Raw genomic sequence first — 23410 nt, 5'->3', positions numbered from 1 at the left:
GTAATGTAGCATTTGGGAAAGGGGTATTGTATGAAATGGAATAGAAGTTTCTTAGTATTATTAATTAGCATACTTGTTATTGTTGTTTCAGGGTGTAGCACTAGTTCTAAATTGCGGGATTCACTGAATTGGAATGTAGAACCTTTCCAATATATAAACCAAAACGGTGAATCATTTGGAAGCAACAATTTGAAAGGGAAAGTTACAGTTGCTGATTTATTTTTTACAAGCTGCGAAACTGTATGCCCCCCTATGACTGCTAATCTTGTTCGTTTGCAAAAAATGGCGAAGGAAGAAAATCTTGATGTACAATTCGTTTCGTTTAGTGTGGATCCGGAAGTAGATACACCGGAAGTTATCCGTACATTTACTTCAAAATATACGAGTGATTTGTCAAATTGGAATTTATTAACCGGTTATAAGCAAACGGATATTCAAGATTTTGTGCAAAAATCTTTTCATACGGTCGCAGACAAACCTGCAGGTAATTCGCAAGTTACACATGGTACAAGTTTTTATTTAATAGATAAGACTGGTACGGTTGTAAAAAAATATAGCGGGATTAGTAATGTTCCCTATGAAGATATTATTCATGATATAAAGTTACTATCTAAATAGAAGGATGCCTTTTCATGGGCATCCTTCTTATCGTTTCATTAGTCAATACTCAATGTTTCACTTTGTTTTGGAACTTTAGGCGCACGGATGATTAATACCCCATCTGTATAAGATGCTTTTGCTAGTTTTTTGTTAATTACATAAGGCATCTTAATTAGCCTCGTTGTTTCCGCGATTGATCGTTCCCTACGATAGTAGCTATTTACTTCGTTTTCTTCTTGAATGGTTGTTTCATCCTGAACGGAAATACGTACATATTCATGTTCGAATTCAACTTTAATTTGATTTTTTTGAATACCTGGAATTTCAGCTTCGATAACTAGATCGTTCCCAACCTCATATAAGTCAACCGGAAATGTAAGGAGACGATTGCCTTTTTGAAAGAAATGGTTCATTTCTTCGATTAGCCCCCGCAATGGTGTCTGTTCAAAGAAATCATCAATTTGCTTTAAGTATCCTTTCATTTGCGAACGAGGATCGTTACTTTTATTTTCACTCATTTTTTTACCTCCCACAGTATGCTTTTATGTCATAGCATATGATGGAAGTGCCTAATTGTGTGCATATGCATAGAAATTATCTTTTTTTAGTTTTTCTCGCACGTTTTTCATTCTTGTGCTAGTATATATTAGGTCAATATAGTAGGATAGAAAAAACGGATTCTATAGAAAGAAGGTAACAATATGTGCGGCTTTGTAGGTTGCTTATACGAAAAGCCTAGAGAACTTTCTGCTGAAGACAAGCAGCAGTTTAATACGATGAATGAAGTGATTTTTCATCGCGGACCTGATGATGAAGGATACTTTAGAGATGAGCATATTCAATTTGGATTTCGCCGTCTAAGTATTATTGACATTGCGGCAGGACATCAGCCGTTAACATATGAAAACGAACGTTACATCATCATCTTCAACGGTGAAATTTATAATTACGTTGAATTACGTGAAATGCTTATTGCAAAAGGTGCAACATTTGCTACGCAGTCAGATACCGAAGTAATTGTAGCACTTTATGCAAATATGAAAGAAAAGTGTGTTGATTATTTACGAGGCATGTTTGCTTTTATGATTTGGGACCGCGAAGAAAAACGTCTTTTCGGAGCTCGTGATCATTTTGGTATTAAGCCAATGTTTGTTGCCCAGGATGATGATGCAATATACTTCGCTTCAGAAAAGAAAAGTATTTTACCAGTGTTACGTAACAAAGGGGTAAATCCTACTGCATTGCAACATTATTTTACATATCAATATGCACCAGAGCCAGATTCATTAACAGAGGATATTAGTAAAGTAGAGCCTGGTCATTATTTTATTAAAGAACCTGGTAAACCAATTTCCTTTCATACGTATTGGAAACCCCATTTTCAAGCATCTAATAGCTCTAAAGAAGATCATATTAAAGCTATCCGTGACGTTTTATTCGACTCAGTTAAGGTTCATATGCGTAGCGATGTTCCTGTAGGTTCATTCCTTTCAGGTGGAATCGATTCATCGATCGTAGTATCAATTGCGAAAGAATTAAATCCAAATCTACTTACATTCTCAGTCGGGTTTGAAAGAGAAGGATTTAGTGAAGTAGATGTGGCCCAAGAAACTGCGGACAAGCTAAATGTAAAAAACTATAGTGTTACGGTTTCACCAGAAGAGTATATGAAAGAATTTCCAAAAATCATGTGGCATATGGACGATCCATTAGCCGATCCAGCTGCTGTACCATTGTACTTCGTAGCTAGAGAAGCACGTAAGCATGTTACCGTTGTTCTTTCTGGTGAAGGGTCCGATGAACTGTTTGGTGGTTATAATATATATCACGAACCTACATCATTGAAAATGTTTGAATATATACCTACTCCTGGTAAACGTATGTTAAAGGCACTAAGTGGTGCCCTGCAAGATGGCTTTAAAGGAAAGAGCTTCCTTGAACGTGGCTGTACACCAATTGAGCAGCGGTATTATGGAAATGCGAAAATTTTTACAGAAGAAGAAAAAGCAAAACTAATGTTGAATTACAATAGCCATGTTAACTATATGGATATTACAAAGCCATTATATGAAGAAATCCGTTCTTATGATGATGTAAGCAAAATGCAATATATTGATATGTTTACGTGGCTTCGTGGTGATATTCTAGTAAAGGCTGATAAAATGACAATGGCTCATTCACTTGAACTTCGGGTACCATTTTTAGATAAAGAAGTATTTGAAGTTGCTTCTAAGATACCAACGGAGCTTAAAATTGCAAATGGTACAACGAAAGCAATTTTACGTGAAGCGGTGCAAGGCGTGGTTCCAGATCATGTATTAAATCGTAAAAAACTTGGTTTCCCAGTACCAATTCGTCATTGGTTGAAGAATGAAATGCATGACTGGGCAGTTTCTATTATTATGGAAAGTGGAACAGATTATTGTATTAATAAACAATATGTATTGAATTTACTGGAAGATCATTGTGCAGGTAAAGGTGACTATAGCCGTAAAATTTGGACCGTTCTATCCTTCATGGTTTGGCACCAAATATACATGGAGAATAAATACGATACGAATATGTTTCAAGAAATAACAAAGCAGTCCTATTCTAGTGTTCGATAAGATTAAGTGACTTTTTTCACGAAAAGGAAGATGAGGGAGGAGAAACGGTGTTTCCATTCCTATCATCTTCCTTTTTGTATTCTGTTCATAAATTGAAAGGACAGGGGATATATTTATACTACATAGATTAAATTTTGGAGGAATGTATGTTTACGTTAGAAACAGTAACGAAATCATCCTTATACATCGTCAAGGAAATCGTTAATAGTAATGAAGATTACAATAAATGTGAAAATGGAAGATCAACAAGAACAAATGAAGAGATATACAAAGAATTTATTCACGAGAACCCAAATTTGCGTACTAGTTTCATAAAAGTAGACGATACCTACATCGGACTAGTTGAGACTATGGATGAAAAGGATGGGTATCCTTGGCTTGGGTTATTTATGATTCACAGAGATTATCATCGCTTTGGTTACGGAACAAATGCGTATTATTTCATAGAAGAAATGCTTAGAAAGCAAGGAAAGGTGAAACTTCGGCTTGGCGTTTTACAAAATAACGAAAAGGCGAAATTATTTTGGAAACATGTTGGTTATACCCATTATGCGAGAAAACGCTCGAATAAAGGAATGGTAGTAGATTGTTATGAAAAGGAGTTACTACTGTAGGCATACGAGTATACGAAATTTCTTGTAACGAAGTAGAAAGTAGGGATGGCATGATAGTGGGTATATTCTGTACAATCCTTTGCCTTGGCTTGACCGAATTCTTTCATATTCCGATAAAAGGAGCTTTACGGAAAAGAGGGTTGCCATTTGAGTGGCAGCATCTCCCGCTTTTTGCAATGCAACTTGTAGCCATACTTGTAATGCAACATTTCTTTTTCTTTCCCTTGGGGATAAGCCTTATAATGAAATTTATTGCCATATACAGTGTTACTGGACTTATTCTACTATTACTTATAGGTTTCATTCGGCGTTTGCATTATCAGTCTTACATCTTTTTTGTTAATTGGCTGAAAAAAGAGGAAATATAGAAAAAGGGGAAGACCGTTATTAGGTAGTAAAACGGTCTTTTTCTAATGCGAAAAAGTTTGGTTTTTGTTTGACCTTTTTTGACCAAAGTTTTATACTAATAATAGAAAGAGAAAATCTTTCACAAATAACAAGGAGGAGACGGAAAATGAGAAAGTTATTACCAGAGTTGATGAATCGTCGCAATGGTTTAATGGAACTTGAGTCTTCCTTATGGAATATGTGGAATGGGGACTTTTTCAAGCCTATGTTAACAGAATCATTTGCAACTGATATTGAAGAAAAAGGGGATTTATATATTGTGCATGCTGATCTTCCTGGTTTCTCCAAAGAAGAACTTCAAGTGGACTATCAAGATCGTGTGCTAACAATTCAAGCCTCTCGTCAAAAAGAAGATACAAGCAAAGATGAATCCTATATTCGCAAGGAAAGATATAGTGGTACTTATATGCGACGTTTTGTTGTGGATGGAATTGATGAAGAACAAATCAAAGCTTCCTATAATGACGGTGTGTTAGAAGTAATTTTACCTAAAACAAACAAAACAGAAGAACAACGTAAAGTGATTGATATTCAATAATAACAATATAACCTAGATTAGGGCGAGATGCTGCAAATCCTATTTTGCAGCATCTCTTTTTTTGCATATGGTATAATTGGTAAAGTTACCAAACTCACTTTACATGCATTCCTCGAAATAGGATGGAAAGGAATAGAATAGATGAAACTAGTCCTGCTCAGCATCATTGTCGTCTCTTGTATGTATGTTTTTATTGCTTCCGTTCTTATTTTTTTAGCGAGTAAGCAAAAACCGAAAGAACAAGCAGAATATTTGTTAGTGTTAGGAGCGAGGGTGTATAAAGAAGGAATTTCGCTATCTTTAAAGGAAAGACTAGATACGGCTCTTTCTTATATGAGGGAACATTCGTACGTGAAGGTAATTGTATCAGGAGGAAAAGGCGATAATGAGCCTGTAGAAGAGGCTCTTGCGATGAAGCAATATTTACTGAAAAACGGAGTTCCAGATGATAGAATTCTCGTAGAAGACCGATCTACAAGTACATATGAGAATCTGTTATTTTCACAAGAAAAATTCCAATTGCAACATGTAATAATCGTAACGAACGATTATCATTTGTATCGATCCAAATGGATTGCGAATCGGATGGGATTAAACGCTGATGGATTAGCTGCTTCTACTCCTAGTAAGATAATCCTTGCTTCTTATTTACGAGAATATGCTGCCATCATACATACTTGGGTAACAAGAAAGTAGTACTATTGCTAAGTGAAGGATTATTTATAAACTAAAGGATTGGTGCAATAAAAGCGGAGAGATCTGCTTTTATTTTTTATTCAAATTAAATCTTTTATCAAGGAAAGAATTGAAACTTTGTCGAATAGAATAGTACTATCTATCCTTCTAAATAACATCAAATCCAATGTAAGGGAGTGTTGAAATAATGGAAGAACAAAAACAATTGCAACGTATTACTTGTTTAGCACAGGACATTTTAGTGATGCTTCGTAACGAATCCTTTCAGAACCGCGATGCTCACATACGGGATTCCATCGAACACCTAGCTGGTACAGTAGCGGCTCTTAGTAAGATTATTCTTGAAGAGGATTTAGATAAACATAGTACATTTCAATATTCCGTAACGAAAATGCGTGTAGCAAAAAATATTGTAGAACGTGAGAAAAATGCACAAATATTATAATATACTACACATAGCCACCGATAATAGGCGGCATGGGGGAAGAATTTTCTCATTTATGCTGTCTTATTTTCGAATTCTCTACTGGGAAAAGCAATAGTAAAGGAGGCTATATATGTGAAGCTTTGGCAAACGATTCATCCTACAGTTATGAAACGGTTGCATCATATGGTGTTTGTCGGAAAGTTTGTAAAACAAGATCAAACTCATTTTTATATACAATGCTTATCTCCGGTACCATCCTTCCTGCGCGAATTGGATTCGTCAGAGCAGCCCATCTTTTCTGGATTATTATCTAATAAACACAATGACTCATTTTTTTCCAATACAAATAATTTAGAACGTGAACAGAGTCTCATCATGTTTCGGTTACAGTATGGAAATCAACGGCTCCATGTTCAAATTCTTCATACCAAAAAAACAATAGTAGCAAATTCCTATCAAATTATTCCTGCACCTTTATTACAAAGAGGACAAACGAGGGCTGTACTAGATCGTAAACTAGCAAATGGTTACACATCTATTTTTCTACCAAAATATACGAGTGATTTTGGTATGCCCGAAATGCTTATAAAAGACGGTAGATTATATGGAAACCTTGAATTAAAGTCATCTATGAGTGCAATGATGTTCGTTGAGCAAAAAATGGAGGCTCTTTATCTAGATATAGAAAACTGGTCTACCTATATCGAAATGCAAGTAGATGAAACGCTTTACTTTGTCTCATCAGCTACTTTTCATAAATTGCTTAAAACCGTACAAGAATACGGTAAAAAAGTTATGGCAGAGGATAATACTGTTATTACTTACAATGGAATCAATGAAAAGGAAATTCAATTTTTATACAATATAAAGCAACTAGCTCTTGAAAGAGAGCTCTACTTGGATGAGTTAGACATTTATAATTTCCATATTTGCTTGAAAACAAGTCCGATTACAATTGTTGGAGGGATGCCAGGTATCGGTAAATCTAAGTTGGCTCAGATATACGGGGAAGCACTTGGCCTACAATATAACAAGCATTTCCTTCTCGTTCCCATATCTCCTACTATTCAAGAGCCTCAAGATTTACTTGGCTATTTACATCCAAACGGAACGTATATGGAAAGTGAACATGGAATTATTTCGTTTTTGTTAGAAGCTGCAACTCATCCAGAACAGCTCTATATGATCGTGTTTGATGAGATGAATTTATCGATTATTGAGCATTGGTTTACAAGTTTTCTTTCCCTTTTAGAACTGGAAGAAGAGAAGCGGATTCTACATCTATATAAAACGGATGCAGAAATATCGCGTGTCCCCTCTTCCGTTAAAATAGGTCGCAATATTATATTTATCGGTACTGTTAATTTTGATGAGACAACGAAGGAGCTGTCAGATCGTTTATTAGACCGAGTAAATATGGTGATATTAAAAAAACTTTCCTTTCGCGAATCTTTTCTCATGAAGAAAGATAAAAAACATGTGTACAATTCTATCTCTGCTAATGAATATAGAGAACAGTGGGTTTGTAGGCGGCAATTTTCAATGGTTTTTTCCGAAGAGGAGCTTGAGTTTTTTGACCGGTTACATACTTCCTTGCAGAAAGTAGATCCAACAAAAGGCGTATCGTTTCGAACGGTTGCAGCGATTTCTACCTATTTAATTAATATCCCAATTGATGATGATCACTTTCCATTACTTTCTAGAGAAGAGGCGCTAGACATACAAGTATTACAACGAATACTTACTAAAATAAGGGGTGTAGATACTGTTGTACGGCCGTTTGTTGACGAAGAAAACCGAGGTCAAACATCGCTGTTACATTTGTTACAATCACCAATTGCTCAAGAAGTTTCATCATTTTCTAGTAGTATTTCCTCTCTGAAACAAAAGGCAAAAGAGTTGGAGTTGTTCGGATATGTTAAATAATGATGTGTATACAGCAATTGTAGATAGTGACAAAATCCTTCCCTTTCAATTACAAATATATGTTGGGGGAGGGGAACGAGCTGAAATCGTATCGCTAAACAAGGTTAGCGATACGATTGAAAATATATTAAATTGTATATATGAAATACAAGAGCTCAAACCATTGCGTCTGATTCTCCATACCAACCAAGATGTTTCTGTAACATTTGTCTGGAATAAAGTCTATGATGGGAAAAAGCAGGGAATGGATAATTGCTATCATTTAAACCGAAAACAAAACCAGATTTTACTATATGAACATGGAAAAACTGAACATGTGTACCCGTGGAGATGCGGATTGTATCATTGTGAAATTCGAATAGGGGAAAAAATATATATGGCTGCCATTAAAATTGTACCGAAAAATTTTAATGATGTGCAGTTATCGCTTATACAAAATACGGTACAATCTGTGTGGAATAATCTTCTACTTGATCGTGGCCAATATAAAAAAACATTTCGTATGTTTACGGATTTAGAAGATTCTTCATATATGAAAACGATTCGTCTGCTGTTAAAAAGGATACCTATGATTAAAAAACATATTCTAACAGTGGAAAAAATAGATTCTTTTACGGCAATCTATAAGTATAACTATTCATCACGAAAACCTAACTATAGAACAATTAGAAAAAATGAAAAACAGCCTTTACAAAAAGAGGGGAAACTCTGGAATCGAATGTTTACAACAAGGCAAAGTCCACCCCATCAATATGTGAAATATAAGCTCGTTGGTTTCCTCTCTCAGATTCAACACATGACACAATTTTTAGAGGATACAATTAAAAAGTTGGAACAAGAAATGAATGTGAAAATACGTGAAAAGCAGGCACTCCAAACTATTATGCAATCAATTGAAAAAAATGGGTCTGTTACCGAGAGAGAAAAACAAAAATATAGAAACTTATATCTAGTTAAGGATACCGAGAGAAAGAAACTAAATGTGAATAAACAAGAGTATCGAATGATTCATAGCTTTGTTAATGAATTCTTCACTTATATGAAGCACCGGTTACAACTACCATTTTGGAACAATATGAAGATGGCACACGCTAATTCCTTTCCTAGTTTGCCGATTCCATTTCGTCAATGCGTGTCTATGTTAGAACTTAGCGATGGACACATACACGAATATACCCCATCCTTTCTACTTGTGTATAAACCTACATTTCTAATCTACGAATATTACGTATATGTATCGTTACTTTTTCTGCTACAGGAAATCGGTTTTGCTGCGATTCGCCCTATTTTGGAGCAAATTCAAACTTATTTCTATATGGATGGACTTCAAGACGGTACCATTGTGGAACTACATTACAATGAGAAAATGGTGAAAATTGTATACAATGAGTTAATTGAAACACATCCTATCATAGCATTAAGTAAAAACAGTAATTTTTATAACGGAGAAGACACAAAAAAACCTGATATCCGTCTCGATTATTATGAAATGGAAGAAGGAAAATGGAACTACCAATCAACCATCATAATTGAAGTGAAGTATAGTCCTATGTACAATATATTTCAGCCGATTGGAAATACGAAGGCGACGGAACAAATGTATAAATATTGGGCTATTAAATATGTACATGAAGAACAGGGTAAGCTTTTCTATCAAAGAAGAGCGATTCATGAAGTATTATGTGTTTATCCTGGTAGTCAAGTTCACCCGAAAAAGATAGAAAGTGGGTGTGGGATCTTTCTGCAGTTCTATCCCTATAAAACCCATCAAGAAGAAGTAAAGATCAAGGGGGAATATGAAATGATGGAATTGTTAAAAAGATGGTTAGCATTAGGATGATAGTTACAATTCTATAAGACTAGACCCAAAATTTTTAGTTGCATCTTTAAAAGGATACGAATATAGTAAAAGTAATGAAAACGCTATCAAATAGTGTAAACTAGGTAAGGTTAGTATACAGGAAGGTGGGGAATTATGTTTCATAGAGTTCAAACGAAAGAAGATCATTTCGTTTTTGAACAACTTTGGGGAGATTTTTGTGAAGAGAGAAATATTCAATTTGTTGAGAGAAATTTACAGCCGGAGCGGTTTTTACTAGAGGACGATGGAAATAAATACATTGGAACTGTTGAATGTGCAAAGTATGTACATCCACAGGAATCTAATTCAGAGTATTTTTATAAATTTTCTTCTAATAGCATTATACAGCGACATGAACAAAACTTATATGAAATTGGGAAATTTATGATTGAACGACAATTTCGAGGACGCGGTTATTTTAAACGACTTGCAGCAATTTTATTCATTCATGCGTTAGAAACAAAAGCTACTACATATATTACTGTTGTCACAAAGAGAATGTATATGTATTTACTTTTTTTAGGGTTTAAAATAGATACGCTTGACAAGGAATTTAGAATAAATGAAGTAATGATTGGTGTCCCAATTATGATTAATGCATATGAGGGGATGAAACATGTCTATTCAATTAAAGAAATACGTGATGTAATTAAAACAAATGCCTACGCTATGCAGTTATTAAACAATAACGATAATAGGATTACTTTGTCTGAATAATCCTATTATCGTTACTTCTATCATTGCGAGTAAGGATATTATTCCTAGTCGAAGCTACTTAGGATTATAATCCAAACATGCTTAAACTTAATTTTTTGCGTTTTGTTGGTTCGGTTTTTACTTCATTTGTTTCCTTACTGTATCCTTTAGGTTGTTCGGTAGTAGTAAGTTGGTTTTCGAGCTGTATAATATGTGTATGCAACTCCTCCAGTTCTTTTCTATGCTGTAACAGTTGATAATTTACTACATCATCAGCCTTTTCTTGTATACGATCTTCTGTTCTACTTACGCGTTTATCTAAATTTTGAATGAGATGTATTAAAGATTGAAAGTCCTCACGAGTTACACCAGTTTGTTTAAAGTCTTCATTTTCTGGATGTATCTGTGAGGAAGCATTATAGCTTTCAATTTGCTTTACTTGTTCTTCTGAAAAAACATAGTGACCATTTTTGTTTTTTTGTAAACTGATTTGTAGTTGCTGCACGATACGCATGACAACCTTTGGACTCACACCTAATTTCTCAGCTACCATCGGAGTTTTAATTTCCATTATTATCCTCCTTTACTTTGTTTGTAGTAGGTTTTCTCTTTTCTTTTGTATTTCCCTTCTATGACGACAAAACAAGTCTGAAATCGGCAAAGAAAGTGAAATTTCCCACTACCAGTCGGTCTTTTGTACTTTTCAAGAGAGAAGAAGAGTTGTATTCTAGTAAAAATGCTGATTTTTCTTCTCAATTAACATGTTAAAAAATATATTTGCAAAGTATATTTTTATAAATATAATAGGTTTCTAATGTTACAATGATAATAATACATTTATTATTGCATGGTACCATTGTTCATAACAGAAGTCCGCTATACCGCTCAATTGTGCATAACGGAGGGGATAGGAGGTTATTATATGCTAAGTGACATTGAGTTAGCGTTCTGTGATTACTTAGAAAATAAAAGAACAGAATTTTTGTTGTATTGGAAAAAGCAGCTTATTGTTTCTGATAACGATCCATTTCAAGAGGAAATCATAGTAAATGGAGAAAAATTACTTATGTTATTAAAGGCATTAGTAATGGAAGAAATGGAATTAAAGGATATGCAGCCTATGTGTGATAAAATTGCATCGGAACGAGTGAAGGCAAAAGCAAATATTGGAGACTTTGTTTATAATACGAACATTGGACGCAATGCATTGTTTGAGAAAATGTGTACATTCGATGCTAAGGCAATTGATTTGCTTCCGCTAATTAATAAAGTTCACAGGTTTTTTGACCATTTAACGTATTATACAGTTCTTAGATATTCCTCGATCATTGCGCAAAATTTGCAAAATCAACAGAGATATATTAGTGAAACGCATAAGGATCGACTGACAATTCTTGGACAAATGTCTGCGAGTTTTGTACATGAATTTAGAAATCCTCTTACTTCCATAATGGGTTTTGTAAAATTATTACGGGATGAGCATTCATCTATGCCTTATTTAGATATTATTTCACATGAAATAGAACAATTGAATTTTCGAATTTCGCAATTTTTACTCGTATCTAAAAGAGAGGAGAGTGAACAAAAAGAAAAATTTCTACTTAATGATATGTTTCATGAAATTATTCATTTCTTATATCCAAGTATTGTGGATAAAAATGTTAAGGTTCAAGAAGATATATCTATGCCGATAGAAATGATTGGATATCGTGGTGAGCTAAGACAAGTCTTTCTTAATGTCCTAATGAATAGTATCGATGCATTAGAGTCCATACAAGAAGATAGAAAGATTACAATTAATACTTGGGAAAATAAGAATTCAATAGATATTGCGATTCAAAATAATGGTCCCATGATTCCAAAGGATCAAATTGACATGATTTTCGAGCCATTTGTCACCTCGAAAAAGCTTGGCACTGGTATTGGTTTATTTGTATGTAGACAAATTGTGGAAAAACATGGCGGGCAAATCATATGTGAATCTACAGAAGAATATACTTGCTTTCATATTACGTTTCAAAAGTACATAATATAATATGTTACTTATATACAAACTAAAAAGTCTACAAATTAACTTGTAGACTTTTTAGTTTGTAAGGAGAATGGTTTCCAATTTTGGAGAATGCGTAGCAAAACCAATGATATGAATCGTATATAATGTATTTGGTTGTATTTTCATAGTTGGGACTGTCAGAAGAACATCTTTCGTTCCAGCCACATGAATTTCTAAATCTGCAGTTCCAGATGTGACTTGTAAAAATTCGGTGATTTGTTTATATGATAGATTAGAAAATAACGTTTCGCCATTCTTAAAGGTAATGTCAACTAATGGTGCATCAGGAGATAAATGGGCCACTCGAATTTTCGCATCTCCGTAAGGTAAATAAGTGCTGTCGATGAAAGGAAGTAGTTGGAATTTACTGCTATCTCCTACAGCAGCGATCGTATACACCTTGTTGTTCATTACGGGTACTAATGCTGAAAATATTGGAGATGTATGAGTTCCCGTTGCATATACATCAATGCGGTATTGTCCCTGTGGTAAGGACATATAGTTACTAGATTGTTTGTATGAAATATTTTGGAGGACCTCCTGGCTATTTACGTATATATCAACAGCAGGTGTATTTGGAGAGGCATGTAATACACGTACTTTCGCTTGTTGCATAGGCTGCTGTGGGGTAATTCGTCCTTGTTCATAAGCCTGTACTAGTTTCTGCACCGCTTCATAATGTTTGTAATAATATTCTACGTACTTTTGCGGATTTCGATATTTGTAATAACAGGCTAACTGCTCGTACATGCTTGCATCAAAAGCGTGCTTTTGTATTTCAGTCATAGCTTTCCCTCCTCATTCTCCTTATACTATATGCCCAGGCTAGCAGACAATATGTATGAATTATCTATTAACTTGTCTTTTGTATTCTAATACGCTACAATACTAAAAATATCATAGCGAAACATTGTTCTCGTATAATTGCGGAAATAAGGTCCGTGTGTTTCTACCAAGCTACCTTAAATAGCTTGACTACGAGAATAAAAGCTGATGGACGCACCATCTTTTATTCTCGTATACAAAAAAGGAGGGTGTTCATCTTGCTAATGAAACAACATTTACGAAAACGGATTAGCGTTGCAAATAAAAAAGAACGTGCTGACTTGGTCATTCGTAATGCAAATATAGTTAATGTGTTTACAAAGGAAATAGTAAAAGGTGATATTGCTATCACAGATGGCGTGATTGTAGGAATCGGAAATTACGAAGGAATAGAAGAATTTGATGCTAACGGTCGCTATGTTTCTCCGGGACTAATTGATGCTCATGTTCACATTGAATCTTCTATGGTTACGCCAAGCCAATTTTCCCACATTGTTCTTCCTCATGGTGTTACTTCCGTAGTCACGGATCCACATGAAATTGCAAATGTCGTTGGTACAAAAGGGATTCAGTTTATGTTAGATGATTCAGAAGCCTGTTTGCTAGATTGTTTTGTCATGCTGCCATCTTGTGTTCCTGCAACTCCGTTTGAAAATGCAGGTGCTGTTCTAGAAGCTGAACATATTCAGTCCTTTTTATCTCATAGAAGAGTGTTAGGATTAGCAGAAGTAATGGACTTTCCTGCTGTTTTACATGCAAAAGAGGAAATGCTTGATAAACTCCTGCTAACTAAGCAAATAGATGGGCATGCTGCTGGGTTGACAGAGCAGGATATGAACGTGTACCGTGCGGCAGGAATATTAACGGATCACGAGTGTGTAACAAAAGAAGAAGCACTCATTCGGTTACGTCTCGGAATGTACGTGATGCTTCGAGAAGGATCTGTTGCAAAAAATTTACGTTCCTTATTAGATGCTGTAACAGAAGCAAATGCACATCGTTGTTTATTTTGTACGGATGATAAGCATTTGGATGACTTGATTGAAGAAGGTAGCGTAGATTATAACGTTAGGGTTGCAATTTCACATGGACTATCTCCTCTTACAGCAATCAGTATGGGGAGTTTTAATGCTGCTCAGTGCTACGGACTTCATAATAAAGGAGCAATCGCCCCTGGATATGATGCAGACTTATTGCTACTTGATGACTTATATGACTTTAAGATTTCATATGTGTATAAGAAAGGAAAGCTTGTTGCAAAAGATGGAGTATATGTAGGTGGAACGAAGCAAGGAGCGAATCATCAACATATAAAACAGACAGTACATATACCGTCCATTATAGAAAAAGATATAGCTATTGAGATGCACGATGCAACGAGAGCAAATGTGATAGGTATCATTCCAAATAATTTACTAACGGAACATCTCGTAATGAATGTGGATACGAAAGAAGGAAAATTTGTTTCAAATATCGAACAAGACCTATTAAAAATGGCTGTGATAGAACGGCACGTTGCATCTGGAAATATAGGACTTGGGATCGTTAAAGGATTTGGATTGAAAGGCGGGGCAATTGCGACTACCGTAGCACATGACTCTCATAATATAATTGCAGTTGCAACAAATGATAAAGATATGTTAGCTGCTATTCATTCCCTTGAACGGATGCAAGGTGGCTTAGTCGTTGTTCATAATGGAATAACCATAGCAGAACTTCCACTTAAAGTTGCTGGTTTGATGTCAGATGTGAGCTATATAGAAGTATACAAACAGATAAAGAAGATTGACGGGGCTTTACAGGAAATCGGTGCATCATCCGCATTTAATCCGTTTTTAACGTTATCTTTTCTTTCCTTACCTGTTATACCGTCCTTGAAAATAACAGATTTGGGCTTATTCGATGTCAAAGCATTTCATCATATTGAGGTTCCTGTAACAAACAATTGACATTTTTTGTTTTCTACCTCACAATGATAACGAAATTGAAAACACTAAGAATATAATAAACATCGTGTTTAGGGATGTAGAATTTTGGAAAGGAGGCAGAGGAGAATATGATGATTGAAGGCTTTCTCGTTGATTATGGGGAAACGATGATTACAATTGCGATACTTAGTACGATTTTTATCGGCGGACGATGGTCTTTCCGTCTATTCTCTGAGCTTCCTAGTATATATGATTCTCATAGACGTATGTCCTTTTCTACATCCGTTCGGCAATCGTATGAATTAACAGCGAATGTATGGATGCTTGATGCACGGAAGCAAATCGTTATGTCCATTCGGCACAAAATTTCTCCGGAAAATGATGATGATGGAATACCCTCGTTACAGGTTATAACTATAAACCAAAAGTAACGAGGAGGAAATCATTTGAAAAAACTATTGGGGATGTTACCCCTTACGTTTCTATTATTTTTAACAGGGTGTAGTACGAAATCTGCTATTACACCACAGAACACGGGACTTTGGGATCATTATTTTGTGTACCCAATTTCTTTTGTCATTACCCAAATTTCTCATCTGTTTCAAGATAATTATGGAATTGGTATTATTGGAATCACGCTTCTTATTCGTCTTGTTCTTACACCACTTGTCATATCTTTAAATGATAATCAGTGGAAAATGCAACTTGTGCAGCCTGAGATGAAGAAGCTACGTGAAAAGTACAGTGCAAAGGATCAGAAAACTCAGCAAGAGCTGAATAAAGAAATGATGAACCTTTATAAAAAACAAGGAATCAATCCTGCAATGGGCTGTCTTCCAGCTGTGATTCAAATGTTTATTTTAATGGCGTTATATAATGCTATTATTCGAACAAAGGACATTGCAGCACATACTTTTCTATGGTTTAGTCTAGGGCAAACAGATCCTTATCACATATTACCGATTCTTGCTGCAGTGGCAACTTTCTTTCAATATTATGTAATGAACAAGCGGCCGAATATGTCAGATAATCAAATGATGAACCAACAAATGAAAATGATGATGTATGCGATGCCGATTATGATATTTTTCATGTCGTTTAATTTAGCATCTGCCATTGGTTTGTACTGGGTGGCGGGAAATACATTTATGGCAATTCAAACGATGTTCATGGAGCGACGTAAACTAAAGAAAACAGCGGCGCTTCAAATAAATGAAGAACTTTAAAATCTCTGCTTAGCAGAGATTTTTTCTATATAGGCAAACGCACAAACCAACCTAGGAATGTCCTGCATAGTTTACCATGTAAAGATTATCAATCTACTGTAAGGAGTGAAAAACTATGTATGGATATGGATATCCGGGATATGGATATGGATGTGGATGTGGCGGCTACGGTCATGGTTATGGATCTGGATTTGCATTAATCGTTGTATTGTTTATTCTTTTAATTATTATCGGGGCATCTTGGATTCACTAAGCAGTTCTATAGAGCGTCATCAATCAAACCGATTAATGGACCATTAATCGGTTCTTTCTGTATAGATAGGGATTACATAGTATAAATTTAGGAAGAATATAATGATAAAACGAACAATAAACATTTTATATTTAAAATAATTCGTAAAAATTGACAATTGGTACTTTCCATGTTACCTTTAGAAAGGATTTTTTACTGAACGTCTAGGGGGGAATACAAATATGAAATATAATTACGATGTAATAGTAATTGGTGCAGGTCCAGCAGGCATTTTCACATGTTATGAATTGTCTTTGAAAATGCCGGAAGCAAATGTACTATTAATTGATAAAGGGCATGATATTTACCGGAGAAATTGTCCGATTTTAGAAAAGAAAATTACGAAATGTCCACCTCCTGTTGGAAAGAAAGACCATGCTGGTTGCCTACCTGCATGCAGTATTACAAATGGATTCGGCGGAGCGGGTGCTTATTCAGATGGTAAATTTAATATAACGAGCGAATTCGGTGGATGGATGACTGATTATTTGGATTCTTCTACTATTTTAGATTTAATTCATTACGTGGATCAGATAAATTTGGAACACGGTGCAACACATACAATCACAGATCCCCTAACAGAGGAAGTACGAGATATAGAAAAACGAGGCTATGCAGTTGGGTTAAAACTCTTACGTGCTAAGGTTCGTCATCTTGGAACCGAACAAAATTTAGAAATATTAAAGAGCATTTATGAATATTTGAAAACGAAAATTGAAATGCGATTAAAGACAGAAGTAGAGGACATCTTGACTGAAAAGAAAAATGGTACCGACACTATTTGCGGTGTTCTTCTAAAAGATGGTACAATAATCACGGCAAATAAAGTGGTTATTGTGCCTGGTCGTGATGGTTCAACATGGCTTACAAAAATTTTAAAAAAGCGTCGTTTGCATATGACATCGAATCAAGTAGATGTTGGGGTTCGTGTGGAAACATCAAACATTGTAATGGAGGAAATTAATAAATATTTATATGAAGGAAAGTTTGTCTACAACACATCAGTCGGAACGCGAGTACGTACATTTTGTAGCAATCCTTCCGGCCATGTAGTGGTGGAAAATCATACAGGAATTATGAATGCAAATGGCCACTCCTATAAAGATCCCGCTCTTGGCAGTGATAATACGAACTTTGCTCTTTTGGTTTCTCATCAATTTTCAGAGCCGTTTGATCAGCCGAATGAATATGCACATGAAATATCTCACCTAGCGAATCAGCTTAGTATGGGAAGTGTTATTGTGCAAAGATATGGAGATTTATTGAAGGGTCGTCGATCCACTGAAAAGAGAATTCGTGAAGGATTTATTGAACCTACATTAAAAGAGGCAGTTCCTGGTGATTTAGGACTTGTGCTTCCGTACAATACAATGAAAAGCTTAATTGAAATGACAGATGCCCTTAATCATGTAACACCGGGTATTGCATCCGAGCATACTTTGTTTTATGGTGTAGAAGCGAAATTTTATTCTGCACGTCCTAAGTTGAACGAGCATTTCGAATCCGAAATTTCTGGATTGTATTTAGGTGGAGACGGTGCTGGTATTACCCGTGGTCTCGCTCAAGCGAGTGCTTGCGGGGTTTGGATAGCAAGGAATATTGTAGAAAAAATAAAGATTTCAGCTGATCAAGCACTCGAAATTGGATAATAGAAGATTGTTGAAAACAATATTTTGAATTTGAATACGAACAGATGGTATCAAAAAGGAAGTATTCTCCTTTTCCAACTGTTCGTATTTTTTATATGCAGGAGATTTGCTTCTGGTTTTTTTACTTTACAATGTGTATAATGAATCAAAAAAACGAGGAGGCATTCTATGAGTAAGTCATTCTATCATTATATGATGAAATACCGTCATAGTACGAAAGCAGATCTCTATGCAATTATAGCTACTGTAATTTATGAAGACCACAGTTTCCCCAAGTATTCAAATGATTATGAAGAAATTAGCTCGTATCTAGAAGTAAGCGGACTACTGGATTCAATGACAATGTTCGATCAAGCATGGGAAACTTATTTATTGGAGACAGCCCTTCATTCATAAATAAAAACGGATACTACTTTTTTATGTTGTTTTTGTAAAAATATTTTCTTTACCCTATATCTAAGATACGCGTTTTCTTGTAGCTCGCATATACTATTATCGTTATAACACGCTACTAATCACGACTCTTAAGGGGAGGATGGTTTTGACAAAAAAGAAGCAGCCTAAATTTAGTATCGGGGATATAGTCGTGGTTACTCTATACGGCACTGTCGGAAAGATAACAAATATTAAAATGTTAGACGGTGTGTATGTTTATGAAATTAATAATCATGACGGTGTGTATGTCGAGAACGTTGTACAATTTATTACAGAGTATGAGGGGCAAAATGTGGAAAAAGAGTGGCTCCAGTTACATTATCAATTCTCATTTGGTGATCTTGTGCAAGTATCTGGCTACGAAAAAGATGTTTTTCGTGTAGTCGGATATCGAACAGAGGTATGGCGCTATAAGAATGATGCTTGGGAGGATACAATCTATGAGCTATCGCGAATTACGGATGGTGAATGGTTGGAAGCGGATGAATCAGATTTAACATTACTTGCTAATTCACAAACAGCAACAGCCATTTTAAAAAAGTTAAAAAATGATAAAGCCGGTATTAATAAGTTGGACTTAGAAAAGTTAAAGGTAGTAAATAATTCGCAACGGGCTAGTAGTAAAACAAACCGGCAAGAAATTATCGACGGATTACTTGATATTTATAATGACTACAAAGAACTGTATCAAACATTTCAAGATCAAGAATATGAAACTGTTATGAATGTTGTTATGCAGTATTTAACGAAGTTATCAGAAAAACGATGAACCGTCTAAAAAGAGAGAAGAAACCTCCAAAGTAAATATATAGTGTAAGGTATGCCTACAACTGTTAAAAAAAGAACCATTGCACGAATGATGGATTCCATAACTTGATCAATTTTTTCGTTCGTCAAAAATGTAAATGATCCTCTTGTCTGTTCTTTCTCCGCACAGGACAATTGCTTTGCCAATATACATTCCCCCTTTAATATTGCTTGTATTCTAAGAGTATGCAAGACCTTCATCTCCTATAACTCGTACATAAGCAGAAGGAAAATGTTTTTTTTAAGAAACATATTTTTTCTTTTTTCTCATAAAACAGAATTAAAGGAGTGATGAGTGTGAAAGAAATCGAAGTGGTTATTGATACAGATGAAATTGCAGAATTCTTTTACAATCAGTTAATCCAAAGAGGCTATGTCCCGAAAACCGAAGAGACGGATGAGCTTGCAGATATTGTATTTGACTATTTAGTAGAAAAATGTATGATTGATGAAATTTTTGATGAAGAATAACGGAGTATATAACGACGGGTAAAAGCTCGTCGTTTTTAAATTTGTCACAATTTTTAGTGAATTTTCATTGCCAAACTCTGTTATAATTGTTAAAAATCTATTTTTGTGAGGAGAAACTATGTTAAAAAAAATATTGCAATCTCTTCTTGGTAGCCAATCTCGTCGTTATTCTAGCAGTGATCATAAGAGGAGATTCACGAGACACTCATCAAGTGACCACGAAAGACATTACAAGAGACATTCATCGAGTGATCACTCTGGTTCTAGACGCCATTCAGAACATCATGGACATGAATATTATACAAAAAAACGTAAGAGCCATAGATCATATAGTAGCTAATGATGGATTTGCTGTACCATGCGTCTTATATTATAGATCGACCTTTACGAATAGGAATGAAGCTAAATCGATATACGATTCAAAGTGTGTTAGGAATGGGTAGCTACGGTATTTCTTACGTGGTTTTGGACGATGCGGGGAGGGAATACGTAGTAAAACAGCTACGTACAAGTAAACGCTGGTCGAAATATGGACGAGATTCGTTTCAATACGAGAAGAAAATACTGCAAGCGCTCAATCACCCGTCAATTCCCAAGCTAGTAGATGATTTTAAGTGGCGTCGAAATTTATTTCTTGTAATGGAACGTATGCCTGGGCTGACATTTGAAGAACTGATATTCGATCAACATCAAACGTATTGCGAACGAGATGTTTTTCAAATTATCCATAGCATTCTATGTATTGTCATGTATATCCACAAACATAATATTGTTCACCGTGATCTTCGAATACCGAATATCCTATATGATAATCATTCTTTTTCTATCATTGATTTCGGACTTGCCCGTTATATCGGTGAACAAGACGAACGAATCCAAACCTTCTATGATGAAAAATTGCGAATGAGAAATATACAATTTTATAGTGATTTTTATGCACTTGGACATTTTGCACTATTTCTGCTGTATTCAGGCTATGAATCCACTACGGAACACGAAAAGCCATGGTATGAGGAACTAGATATCAGTACAATGGGCCGATCCATATTGAAAAGAATGCTACAAATAGCAAAGCCATATGAATCAGTAGAGGAACTAATGATGGACATTTTGACTTTTGTAGAGGAATGAATATACATTGAAATTGATAGAAGTGGAATCCTAGGGTTGCTATCTGAGGCATTAGATGTAGATAAGATGCATCAGTAAATCCATACCACTGAAGAAAATATTTCTGCTTTGGGAAGCAATTTGAGGCGGTTATTAGAAAACTAAATTATTAATGTATAATTGTTGCTTGGAGAGGGAAACTATACCTCTCCATTCTATTTACTTAGGAGCATAAATTATGAACTATCGAAAAATTAGTTATGTGGTAGGATGTTGGTTAGTTTTTTACTTTTTTTCGATTACTTACAATATGAGTTTAATGGTGAGGTTCGATACTGCTGTAAGTCGTTTCGTACAGGGCTTTCGTAATCCAGCTTTGTCGGATTGGTTTTTGTTTATGACTACACTCGGATCGATGCGTGTTTACATTCCGCTTTCCGTTTTGTTAGTGGTGTATTTATTCATACACAAACGATTCCTTTCCGCGTTGTTTACAATCGCTAGCCTATATGGAGCTGATTACATGAATTACCTATTAAAATCCTGGTATGAAAGACCTCGTCCTGATGTGCAAACGCTTATCACTGCAGCTGGTTATAGCTTTCCGAGTGGTCATGCGATGAATGCAACAGCTTTTTTAGGATTTGTCTCCTATCTTGCCATTACTGAATATCGGCTCACATTGCGTCTGAAAATTATTTTAATTGTAATAAGTAGTTTCATTATATTTTCGATTGGACTAAGCCGAGTGTATTTAGGTGTTCATTATCCGACTGATGTTCTCGCTGGTATGATTGCTGGATGTGGTTGGCTGCTCCTCTGCACTTTGTTTCACAGTATGATGCAGCGAGATAAGGATAAGCTGCAATGAATTATGTAAGCAAAAAAACGGCCATCACAAAATAATGTGATGGTCGTCTTTCTAGAAATTATCAATACTAAACGAAAATTAATATGCTTGTAAAAACTCAGTGACTTGTTCTTCTGTTTTTGCATTGGCGCTATGTAAATGACCGATTTTTTTCCCGTGTTGGAATACAAGTAGGCTTGGAATCCCCATAACTTGAAATTCATCCCCAATCTCTGGAAATTCATCCTTATCAATTTCATACCAAGCGAACGCATTAAATTCAGCAATTACATCATCGATAAAATTATTTAATCGTGCACAATCCGGACACCATGTTGTATAAAATTTTACTACCACGGGGGTCTCACTGTTACTAATTTCACGGAATTCTGCTGCTGATTGGATGCTTTTCATTTTCTCATCCCCTCCTGTATATGTAATAAGCGATAATACTTCCATTTCTTTATAATCTTTTTACAGTTCTGTGTCAATTATTTGAAACGGATAATAGAGGGATATCGAGAAAAGGGTACTATAATTTCTAAATTAGGAAAATATAAGCGACAGGGAGGTGTTTGTATTGAAAACAAATAATAGCTCGCTTAGTAACCTAAGAAATAGAAAACAAAGGCTAGTGCCGTTTTGTTTTGCTTTCCTTTTGTTATTTTTGGTTCAATCTATTGCTTATGCAGAATCAAATAAGCAAGTCGTTTGTCCGAAAGCAGAGGAATTATCGGCTAATGCAGAACAGGACAAAGAAGAAGTGGAAAAAGCTTTGCAAGATTACATCGTCAAGAATATGTATGGAAACAATAAAAAATGGACAGCCGAAGTCGTTAGCCCTTTGCAGAATCTAAAGCGAACGGACGCCTCGTATTACCACATTGCAGTTCAGCAATGCGGGCTTACAGTAGCAAATCGTTCATACTTCGTTCGGTTACGTTTTCCGAATTCTTCACAAATGAACAAGCTAGGTGAATTTTTTATAAGTAAAGATAGCAGGAAAAAATGGACAGTATGGTTTCGATATGTATAAGTATACAAGGGAGAGGAAATCAACTGTTTTCCTCTCCCTTGTCAATTTATAAAGAAGCATTTACTATAAAAGTAAGAACATGCTAGAGGAGATGAATGAAGTGAAATTTGAGACGCATACAAATATTGTTACAAATGATAATGAAATTCGGATTGATATAGAGAATAATTTATTTGAACTTGTGTTAGAGGGATATCATGTGTATCCATTAAATGAATCAGTTGCACTCTTGAAAACGGAAAAAGAACGAATTGGAACGGCTATTCCTAAAAAAATCTCTTGGTCTGATGAGAAAACAATATTCCAGTATCAACTTATTTCTCTTCATTCTGTGAACTAAGAAGGGACTAAGTACA

At 35.3% G+C, this 23410-nt stretch carries 27 protein-coding genes and 1 riboswitch; of the genes, 22 read left to right on the top strand and 5 right to left on the bottom strand.

The window, feature by feature from the left end; genetic code table 11:
• The first annotated feature begins 30 nt into the window (after positions 1-30).
• Positions 31-618: an SCO family protein gene (locus tag ACAN53_RS06940; RefSeq protein WP_379968389.1), complete on the top strand. Its 588-nt coding sequence runs from the start codon at positions 31-33 to the stop codon at positions 616-618.
• A gap of 38 nt (positions 619-656) precedes the next feature.
• On the opposite strand, the gene ACAN53_RS06935 is transcribed toward ACAN53_RS06940, so the two are convergent.
• Positions 657-1118 carry an Hsp20/alpha crystallin family protein gene (locus tag ACAN53_RS06935; RefSeq protein ID WP_379968387.1) on the bottom strand — a complete coding sequence of 154 codons (462 nt, stop codon included), beginning with the start codon at positions 1116-1118 and terminating at the stop codon, positions 657-659.
• Positions 1119-1301: 183 nt separating this feature from the next.
• On the opposite strand from ACAN53_RS06935, the gene asnB reads away from it, so the two are divergent.
• The 8 genes from asnB (at position 1302) to ACAN53_RS06895 (ending at position 10393) form a co-directional block, all read left to right on the top strand.
• Positions 1302-3206, top strand: a complete 1905-nt coding sequence (gene asnB, locus ACAN53_RS06930; RefSeq protein WP_379968385.1) for an asparagine synthase (glutamine-hydrolyzing) — start codon at positions 1302-1304, stop codon at positions 3204-3206.
• Between the two features lie 146 nt (positions 3207-3352).
• Positions 3353-3820, top strand: coding sequence for a GNAT family N-acetyltransferase (locus ACAN53_RS06925; protein ID WP_379968383.1), 468 nt, complete (start codon positions 3353-3355; stop codon positions 3818-3820).
• A gap of 514 nt (positions 3821-4334) precedes the next feature.
• Positions 4335-4766: an Hsp20/alpha crystallin family protein gene (locus ACAN53_RS06920; RefSeq protein WP_379968381.1), complete on the top strand. Its 432-nt coding sequence runs from the start codon at positions 4335-4337 to the stop codon at positions 4764-4766.
• 141 nt (positions 4767-4907) lie between these two features.
• Positions 4908-5462, top strand: coding sequence for a YdcF family protein (locus tag ACAN53_RS06915; protein ID WP_379968379.1), 555 nt, complete (start codon positions 4908-4910; stop codon positions 5460-5462).
• 187 nt (positions 5463-5649) lie between these two features.
• Entirely contained in the window at positions 5650-5907 is a 258-nt protein-coding gene (locus ACAN53_RS06910; RefSeq protein ID WP_379968377.1) for a hypothetical protein, read from the top strand.
• A 114-nt stretch (positions 5908-6021) separates the two neighbouring features.
• Positions 6022-7815, top strand: a complete 1794-nt coding sequence (locus tag ACAN53_RS06905; RefSeq protein ID WP_379968375.1) for an AAA family ATPase — start codon at positions 6022-6024, stop codon at positions 7813-7815.
• The gene (locus ACAN53_RS06900; RefSeq protein ID WP_379968373.1) at positions 7805-9655 is read left to right on the top strand and encodes a hypothetical protein; all 1851 of its coding nucleotides are present in this window, start codon (positions 7805-7807) and stop codon (positions 9653-9655) included. Before ACAN53_RS06905 ends, ACAN53_RS06900 begins: the two co-directional genes overlap by 11 nt.
• Before the next feature lie 135 nt (positions 9656-9790).
• Positions 9791-10393, top strand: coding sequence for a GNAT family N-acetyltransferase (locus ACAN53_RS06895; RefSeq protein WP_379968371.1), 603 nt, complete (start codon positions 9791-9793; stop codon positions 10391-10393).
• A 64-nt stretch (positions 10394-10457) separates the two neighbouring features.
• Here the strand turns inward: ACAN53_RS06895 and ACAN53_RS06890 are convergent, their stop codons facing one another.
• Positions 10458-10943 (bottom strand): chromosome segregation protein, encoded by a 486-nt coding sequence (locus tag ACAN53_RS06890; RefSeq protein ID WP_379968369.1) that lies wholly within the window; start codon positions 10941-10943, stop codon positions 10458-10460.
• Positions 10944-11294: 351 nt separating this feature from the next.
• Here ACAN53_RS06890 and ACAN53_RS06885 point away from each other — a divergent pair, with 351 nt between their 5' ends.
• Positions 11295-12407 carry a histidine kinase N-terminal domain-containing protein gene (locus ACAN53_RS06885; protein ID WP_379968367.1) on the top strand — a complete coding sequence of 371 codons (1113 nt, stop codon included), beginning with the start codon at positions 11295-11297 and terminating at the stop codon, positions 12405-12407.
• A 51-nt stretch (positions 12408-12458) separates the two neighbouring features.
• Here ACAN53_RS06885 and ACAN53_RS06880 read toward each other — a convergent pair whose 3' ends face one another.
• Positions 12459-13211, bottom strand: coding sequence for a DUF4397 domain-containing protein (locus ACAN53_RS06880; protein ID WP_379968365.1), 753 nt, complete (start codon positions 13209-13211; stop codon positions 12459-12461).
• Positions 13212-13321: 110 nt separating this feature from the next.
• Positions 13322-13423: riboswitch (purine riboswitch) on the top strand.
• Between the two features lie 51 nt (positions 13424-13474).
• Between ACAN53_RS06880 and ade the strand changes: the two genes are divergently transcribed.
• From ade to ACAN53_RS06845, 7 genes are all read left to right on the top strand, one after another.
• Positions 13475-15199 carry an adenine deaminase gene (gene ade / locus ACAN53_RS06875; protein WP_379970272.1) on the top strand — a complete coding sequence of 575 codons (1725 nt, stop codon included), beginning with the start codon at positions 13475-13477 and terminating at the stop codon, positions 15197-15199.
• Between the two features lie 107 nt (positions 15200-15306).
• The gene (locus ACAN53_RS06870) at positions 15307-15609 is read left to right on the top strand and encodes a hypothetical protein (protein ID WP_379968363.1); all 303 of its coding nucleotides are present in this window, start codon (positions 15307-15309) and stop codon (positions 15607-15609) included.
• A gap of 15 nt (positions 15610-15624) precedes the next feature.
• On the top strand, positions 15625-16404 hold the full coding sequence (gene yidC / locus ACAN53_RS06865) for a membrane protein insertase YidC (protein ID WP_379968361.1): 780 nt from the start codon (positions 15625-15627) through the stop codon (positions 16402-16404).
• 115 nt (positions 16405-16519) lie between these two features.
• A complete protein-coding gene (locus ACAN53_RS06860; RefSeq protein ID WP_379968359.1) occupies positions 16520-16657 on the top strand; it encodes a YjcZ family sporulation protein in 138 nt (45 codons plus the stop codon).
• 221 nt (positions 16658-16878) lie between these two features.
• Complete coding sequence (locus ACAN53_RS06855) at positions 16879-18345, top strand: NAD(P)/FAD-dependent oxidoreductase (protein WP_379968357.1); 1467 nt, start codon at positions 16879-16881, stop codon at positions 18343-18345.
• Positions 18346-18513: 168 nt separating this feature from the next.
• Entirely contained in the window at positions 18514-18741 is a 228-nt protein-coding gene (locus ACAN53_RS06850; RefSeq protein ID WP_379968355.1) for a YozE family protein, read from the top strand.
• Positions 18742-18886: 145 nt separating this feature from the next.
• On the top strand, positions 18887-19549 hold the full coding sequence (locus ACAN53_RS06845) for a hypothetical protein (RefSeq protein ID WP_379968354.1): 663 nt from the start codon (positions 18887-18889) through the stop codon (positions 19547-19549).
• A 5-nt stretch (positions 19550-19554) separates the two neighbouring features.
• Here ACAN53_RS06845 and ACAN53_RS06840 read toward each other — a convergent pair whose 3' ends face one another.
• The gene (locus ACAN53_RS06840; RefSeq protein WP_379968352.1) at positions 19555-19734 is read right to left on the bottom strand and encodes a DUF3930 family protein; all 180 of its coding nucleotides are present in this window, start codon (positions 19732-19734) and stop codon (positions 19555-19557) included.
• Between the two features lie 150 nt (positions 19735-19884).
• Here ACAN53_RS06840 and ACAN53_RS06835 point away from each other — a divergent pair, with 150 nt between their 5' ends.
• The 3 genes from ACAN53_RS06835 to ACAN53_RS06825 all read left to right on the top strand — a co-directional run bounded on the left by ACAN53_RS06835 (position 19885) and on the right by ACAN53_RS06825 (position 22039).
• Positions 19885-20058, top strand: a complete 174-nt coding sequence (locus ACAN53_RS06835; RefSeq protein WP_379968350.1) for a YozD family protein — start codon at positions 19885-19887, stop codon at positions 20056-20058.
• Between the two features lie 342 nt (positions 20059-20400).
• The gene (locus tag ACAN53_RS06830; RefSeq protein WP_379968348.1) at positions 20401-21189 is read left to right on the top strand and encodes a serine/threonine protein kinase; all 789 of its coding nucleotides are present in this window, start codon (positions 20401-20403) and stop codon (positions 21187-21189) included.
• A 217-nt stretch (positions 21190-21406) separates the two neighbouring features.
• Positions 21407-22039: a phosphatase PAP2 family protein gene (locus ACAN53_RS06825; protein ID WP_379968346.1), complete on the top strand. Its 633-nt coding sequence runs from the start codon at positions 21407-21409 to the stop codon at positions 22037-22039.
• A gap of 78 nt (positions 22040-22117) precedes the next feature.
• Here the strand turns inward: ACAN53_RS06825 and ACAN53_RS06820 are convergent, their stop codons facing one another.
• Complete coding sequence (locus ACAN53_RS06820; protein WP_379968344.1) at positions 22118-22432, bottom strand: thioredoxin family protein; 315 nt, start codon at positions 22430-22432, stop codon at positions 22118-22120.
• A 166-nt stretch (positions 22433-22598) separates the two neighbouring features.
• On the opposite strand from ACAN53_RS06820, the gene ACAN53_RS06815 reads away from it, so the two are divergent.
• Together ACAN53_RS06815 and ACAN53_RS06810 are read left to right on the top strand one after the other, a co-directional pair.
• Complete coding sequence (locus tag ACAN53_RS06815; protein ID WP_379968342.1) at positions 22599-23054, top strand: hypothetical protein; 456 nt, start codon at positions 22599-22601, stop codon at positions 23052-23054.
• 100 nt (positions 23055-23154) lie between these two features.
• A complete protein-coding gene (locus ACAN53_RS06810; RefSeq protein WP_379968340.1) occupies positions 23155-23394 on the top strand; it encodes a DUF2584 family protein in 240 nt (79 codons plus the stop codon).
• The last annotated feature ends 16 nt before the right edge of the window (positions 23395-23410 follow it).

It is taken from the genome of Ectobacillus soli (assembly GCF_042610425.1).
GTDB lineage: Bacteria > Bacillota > Bacilli > Bacillales > Bacillaceae_G > Ectobacillus.
The sequence above is the reverse complement of the archived record's forward strand: the minus strand, read 5'-3'. Positions and strand labels throughout refer to the sequence as shown.

Excerpts from the sequence above, each read along its gene's own strand:
- ACAN53_RS06910 (WP_379968377.1), top strand. The coding sequence starts at position 5,650 with ATGGAAGAACAAAAACAATTGCAACGTATTACTTGTTTAGCACAGGAC.
- ACAN53_RS06885 (WP_379968367.1), top strand. The coding sequence starts at position 11,295 with ATGCTAAGTGACATTGAGTTAGCGTTCTGTGATTACTTAGAAAATAAA.
- ACAN53_RS06920 (WP_379968381.1), top strand. The coding sequence starts at position 4,335 with ATGAGAAAGTTATTACCAGAGTTGATGAATCGTCGCAATGGTTTAATG.
- asnB (WP_379968385.1), top strand. The coding sequence starts at position 1,302 with ATGTGCGGCTTTGTAGGTTGCTTATACGAAAAGCCTAGAGAACTTTCT.
- ACAN53_RS06940 (WP_379968389.1), top strand. The coding sequence starts at position 31 with ATGAAATGGAATAGAAGTTTCTTAGTATTATTAATTAGCATACTTGTT.
- ACAN53_RS06925 (WP_379968383.1), top strand. The coding sequence starts at position 3,353 with ATGTTTACGTTAGAAACAGTAACGAAATCATCCTTATACATCGTCAAG.
- ACAN53_RS06825 (WP_379968346.1), top strand. The coding sequence starts at position 21,407 with ATGAACTATCGAAAAATTAGTTATGTGGTAGGATGTTGGTTAGTTTTT.
- ACAN53_RS06935 (WP_379968387.1), bottom strand. The coding sequence starts at position 1,118 with ATGAGTGAAAATAAAAGTAACGATCCTCGTTCGCAAATGAAAGGATAC.
- ade (WP_379970272.1), top strand. The coding sequence starts at position 13,475 with ATGAAACAACATTTACGAAAACGGATTAGCGTTGCAAATAAAAAAGAA.
- ACAN53_RS06820 (WP_379968344.1), bottom strand. The coding sequence starts at position 22,432 with ATGAAAAGCATCCAATCAGCAGCAGAATTCCGTGAAATTAGTAACAGT.
- ACAN53_RS06850 (WP_379968355.1), top strand. The coding sequence starts at position 18,514 with ATGAGTAAGTCATTCTATCATTATATGATGAAATACCGTCATAGTACG.
- ACAN53_RS06900 (WP_379968373.1), top strand. The coding sequence starts at position 7,805 with ATGTTAAATAATGATGTGTATACAGCAATTGTAGATAGTGACAAAATC.
- ACAN53_RS06915 (WP_379968379.1), top strand. The coding sequence starts at position 4,908 with ATGAAACTAGTCCTGCTCAGCATCATTGTCGTCTCTTGTATGTATGTT.
- ACAN53_RS06895 (WP_379968371.1), top strand. The coding sequence starts at position 9,791 with ATGTTTCATAGAGTTCAAACGAAAGAAGATCATTTCGTTTTTGAACAA.
- ACAN53_RS06880 (WP_379968365.1), bottom strand. The coding sequence starts at position 13,211 with ATGACTGAAATACAAAAGCACGCTTTTGATGCAAGCATGTACGAGCAG.
- ACAN53_RS06830 (WP_379968348.1), top strand. The coding sequence starts at position 20,401 with ATGGATTTGCTGTACCATGCGTCTTATATTATAGATCGACCTTTACGA.
- ACAN53_RS06890 (WP_379968369.1), bottom strand. The coding sequence starts at position 10,943 with ATGGAAATTAAAACTCCGATGGTAGCTGAGAAATTAGGTGTGAGTCCA.
- ACAN53_RS06860 (WP_379968359.1), top strand. The coding sequence starts at position 16,520 with ATGTATGGATATGGATATCCGGGATATGGATATGGATGTGGATGTGGC.
- ACAN53_RS06855 (WP_379968357.1), top strand. The coding sequence starts at position 16,879 with ATGAAATATAATTACGATGTAATAGTAATTGGTGCAGGTCCAGCAGGC.
- ACAN53_RS06870 (WP_379968363.1), top strand. The coding sequence starts at position 15,307 with ATGATGATTGAAGGCTTTCTCGTTGATTATGGGGAAACGATGATTACA.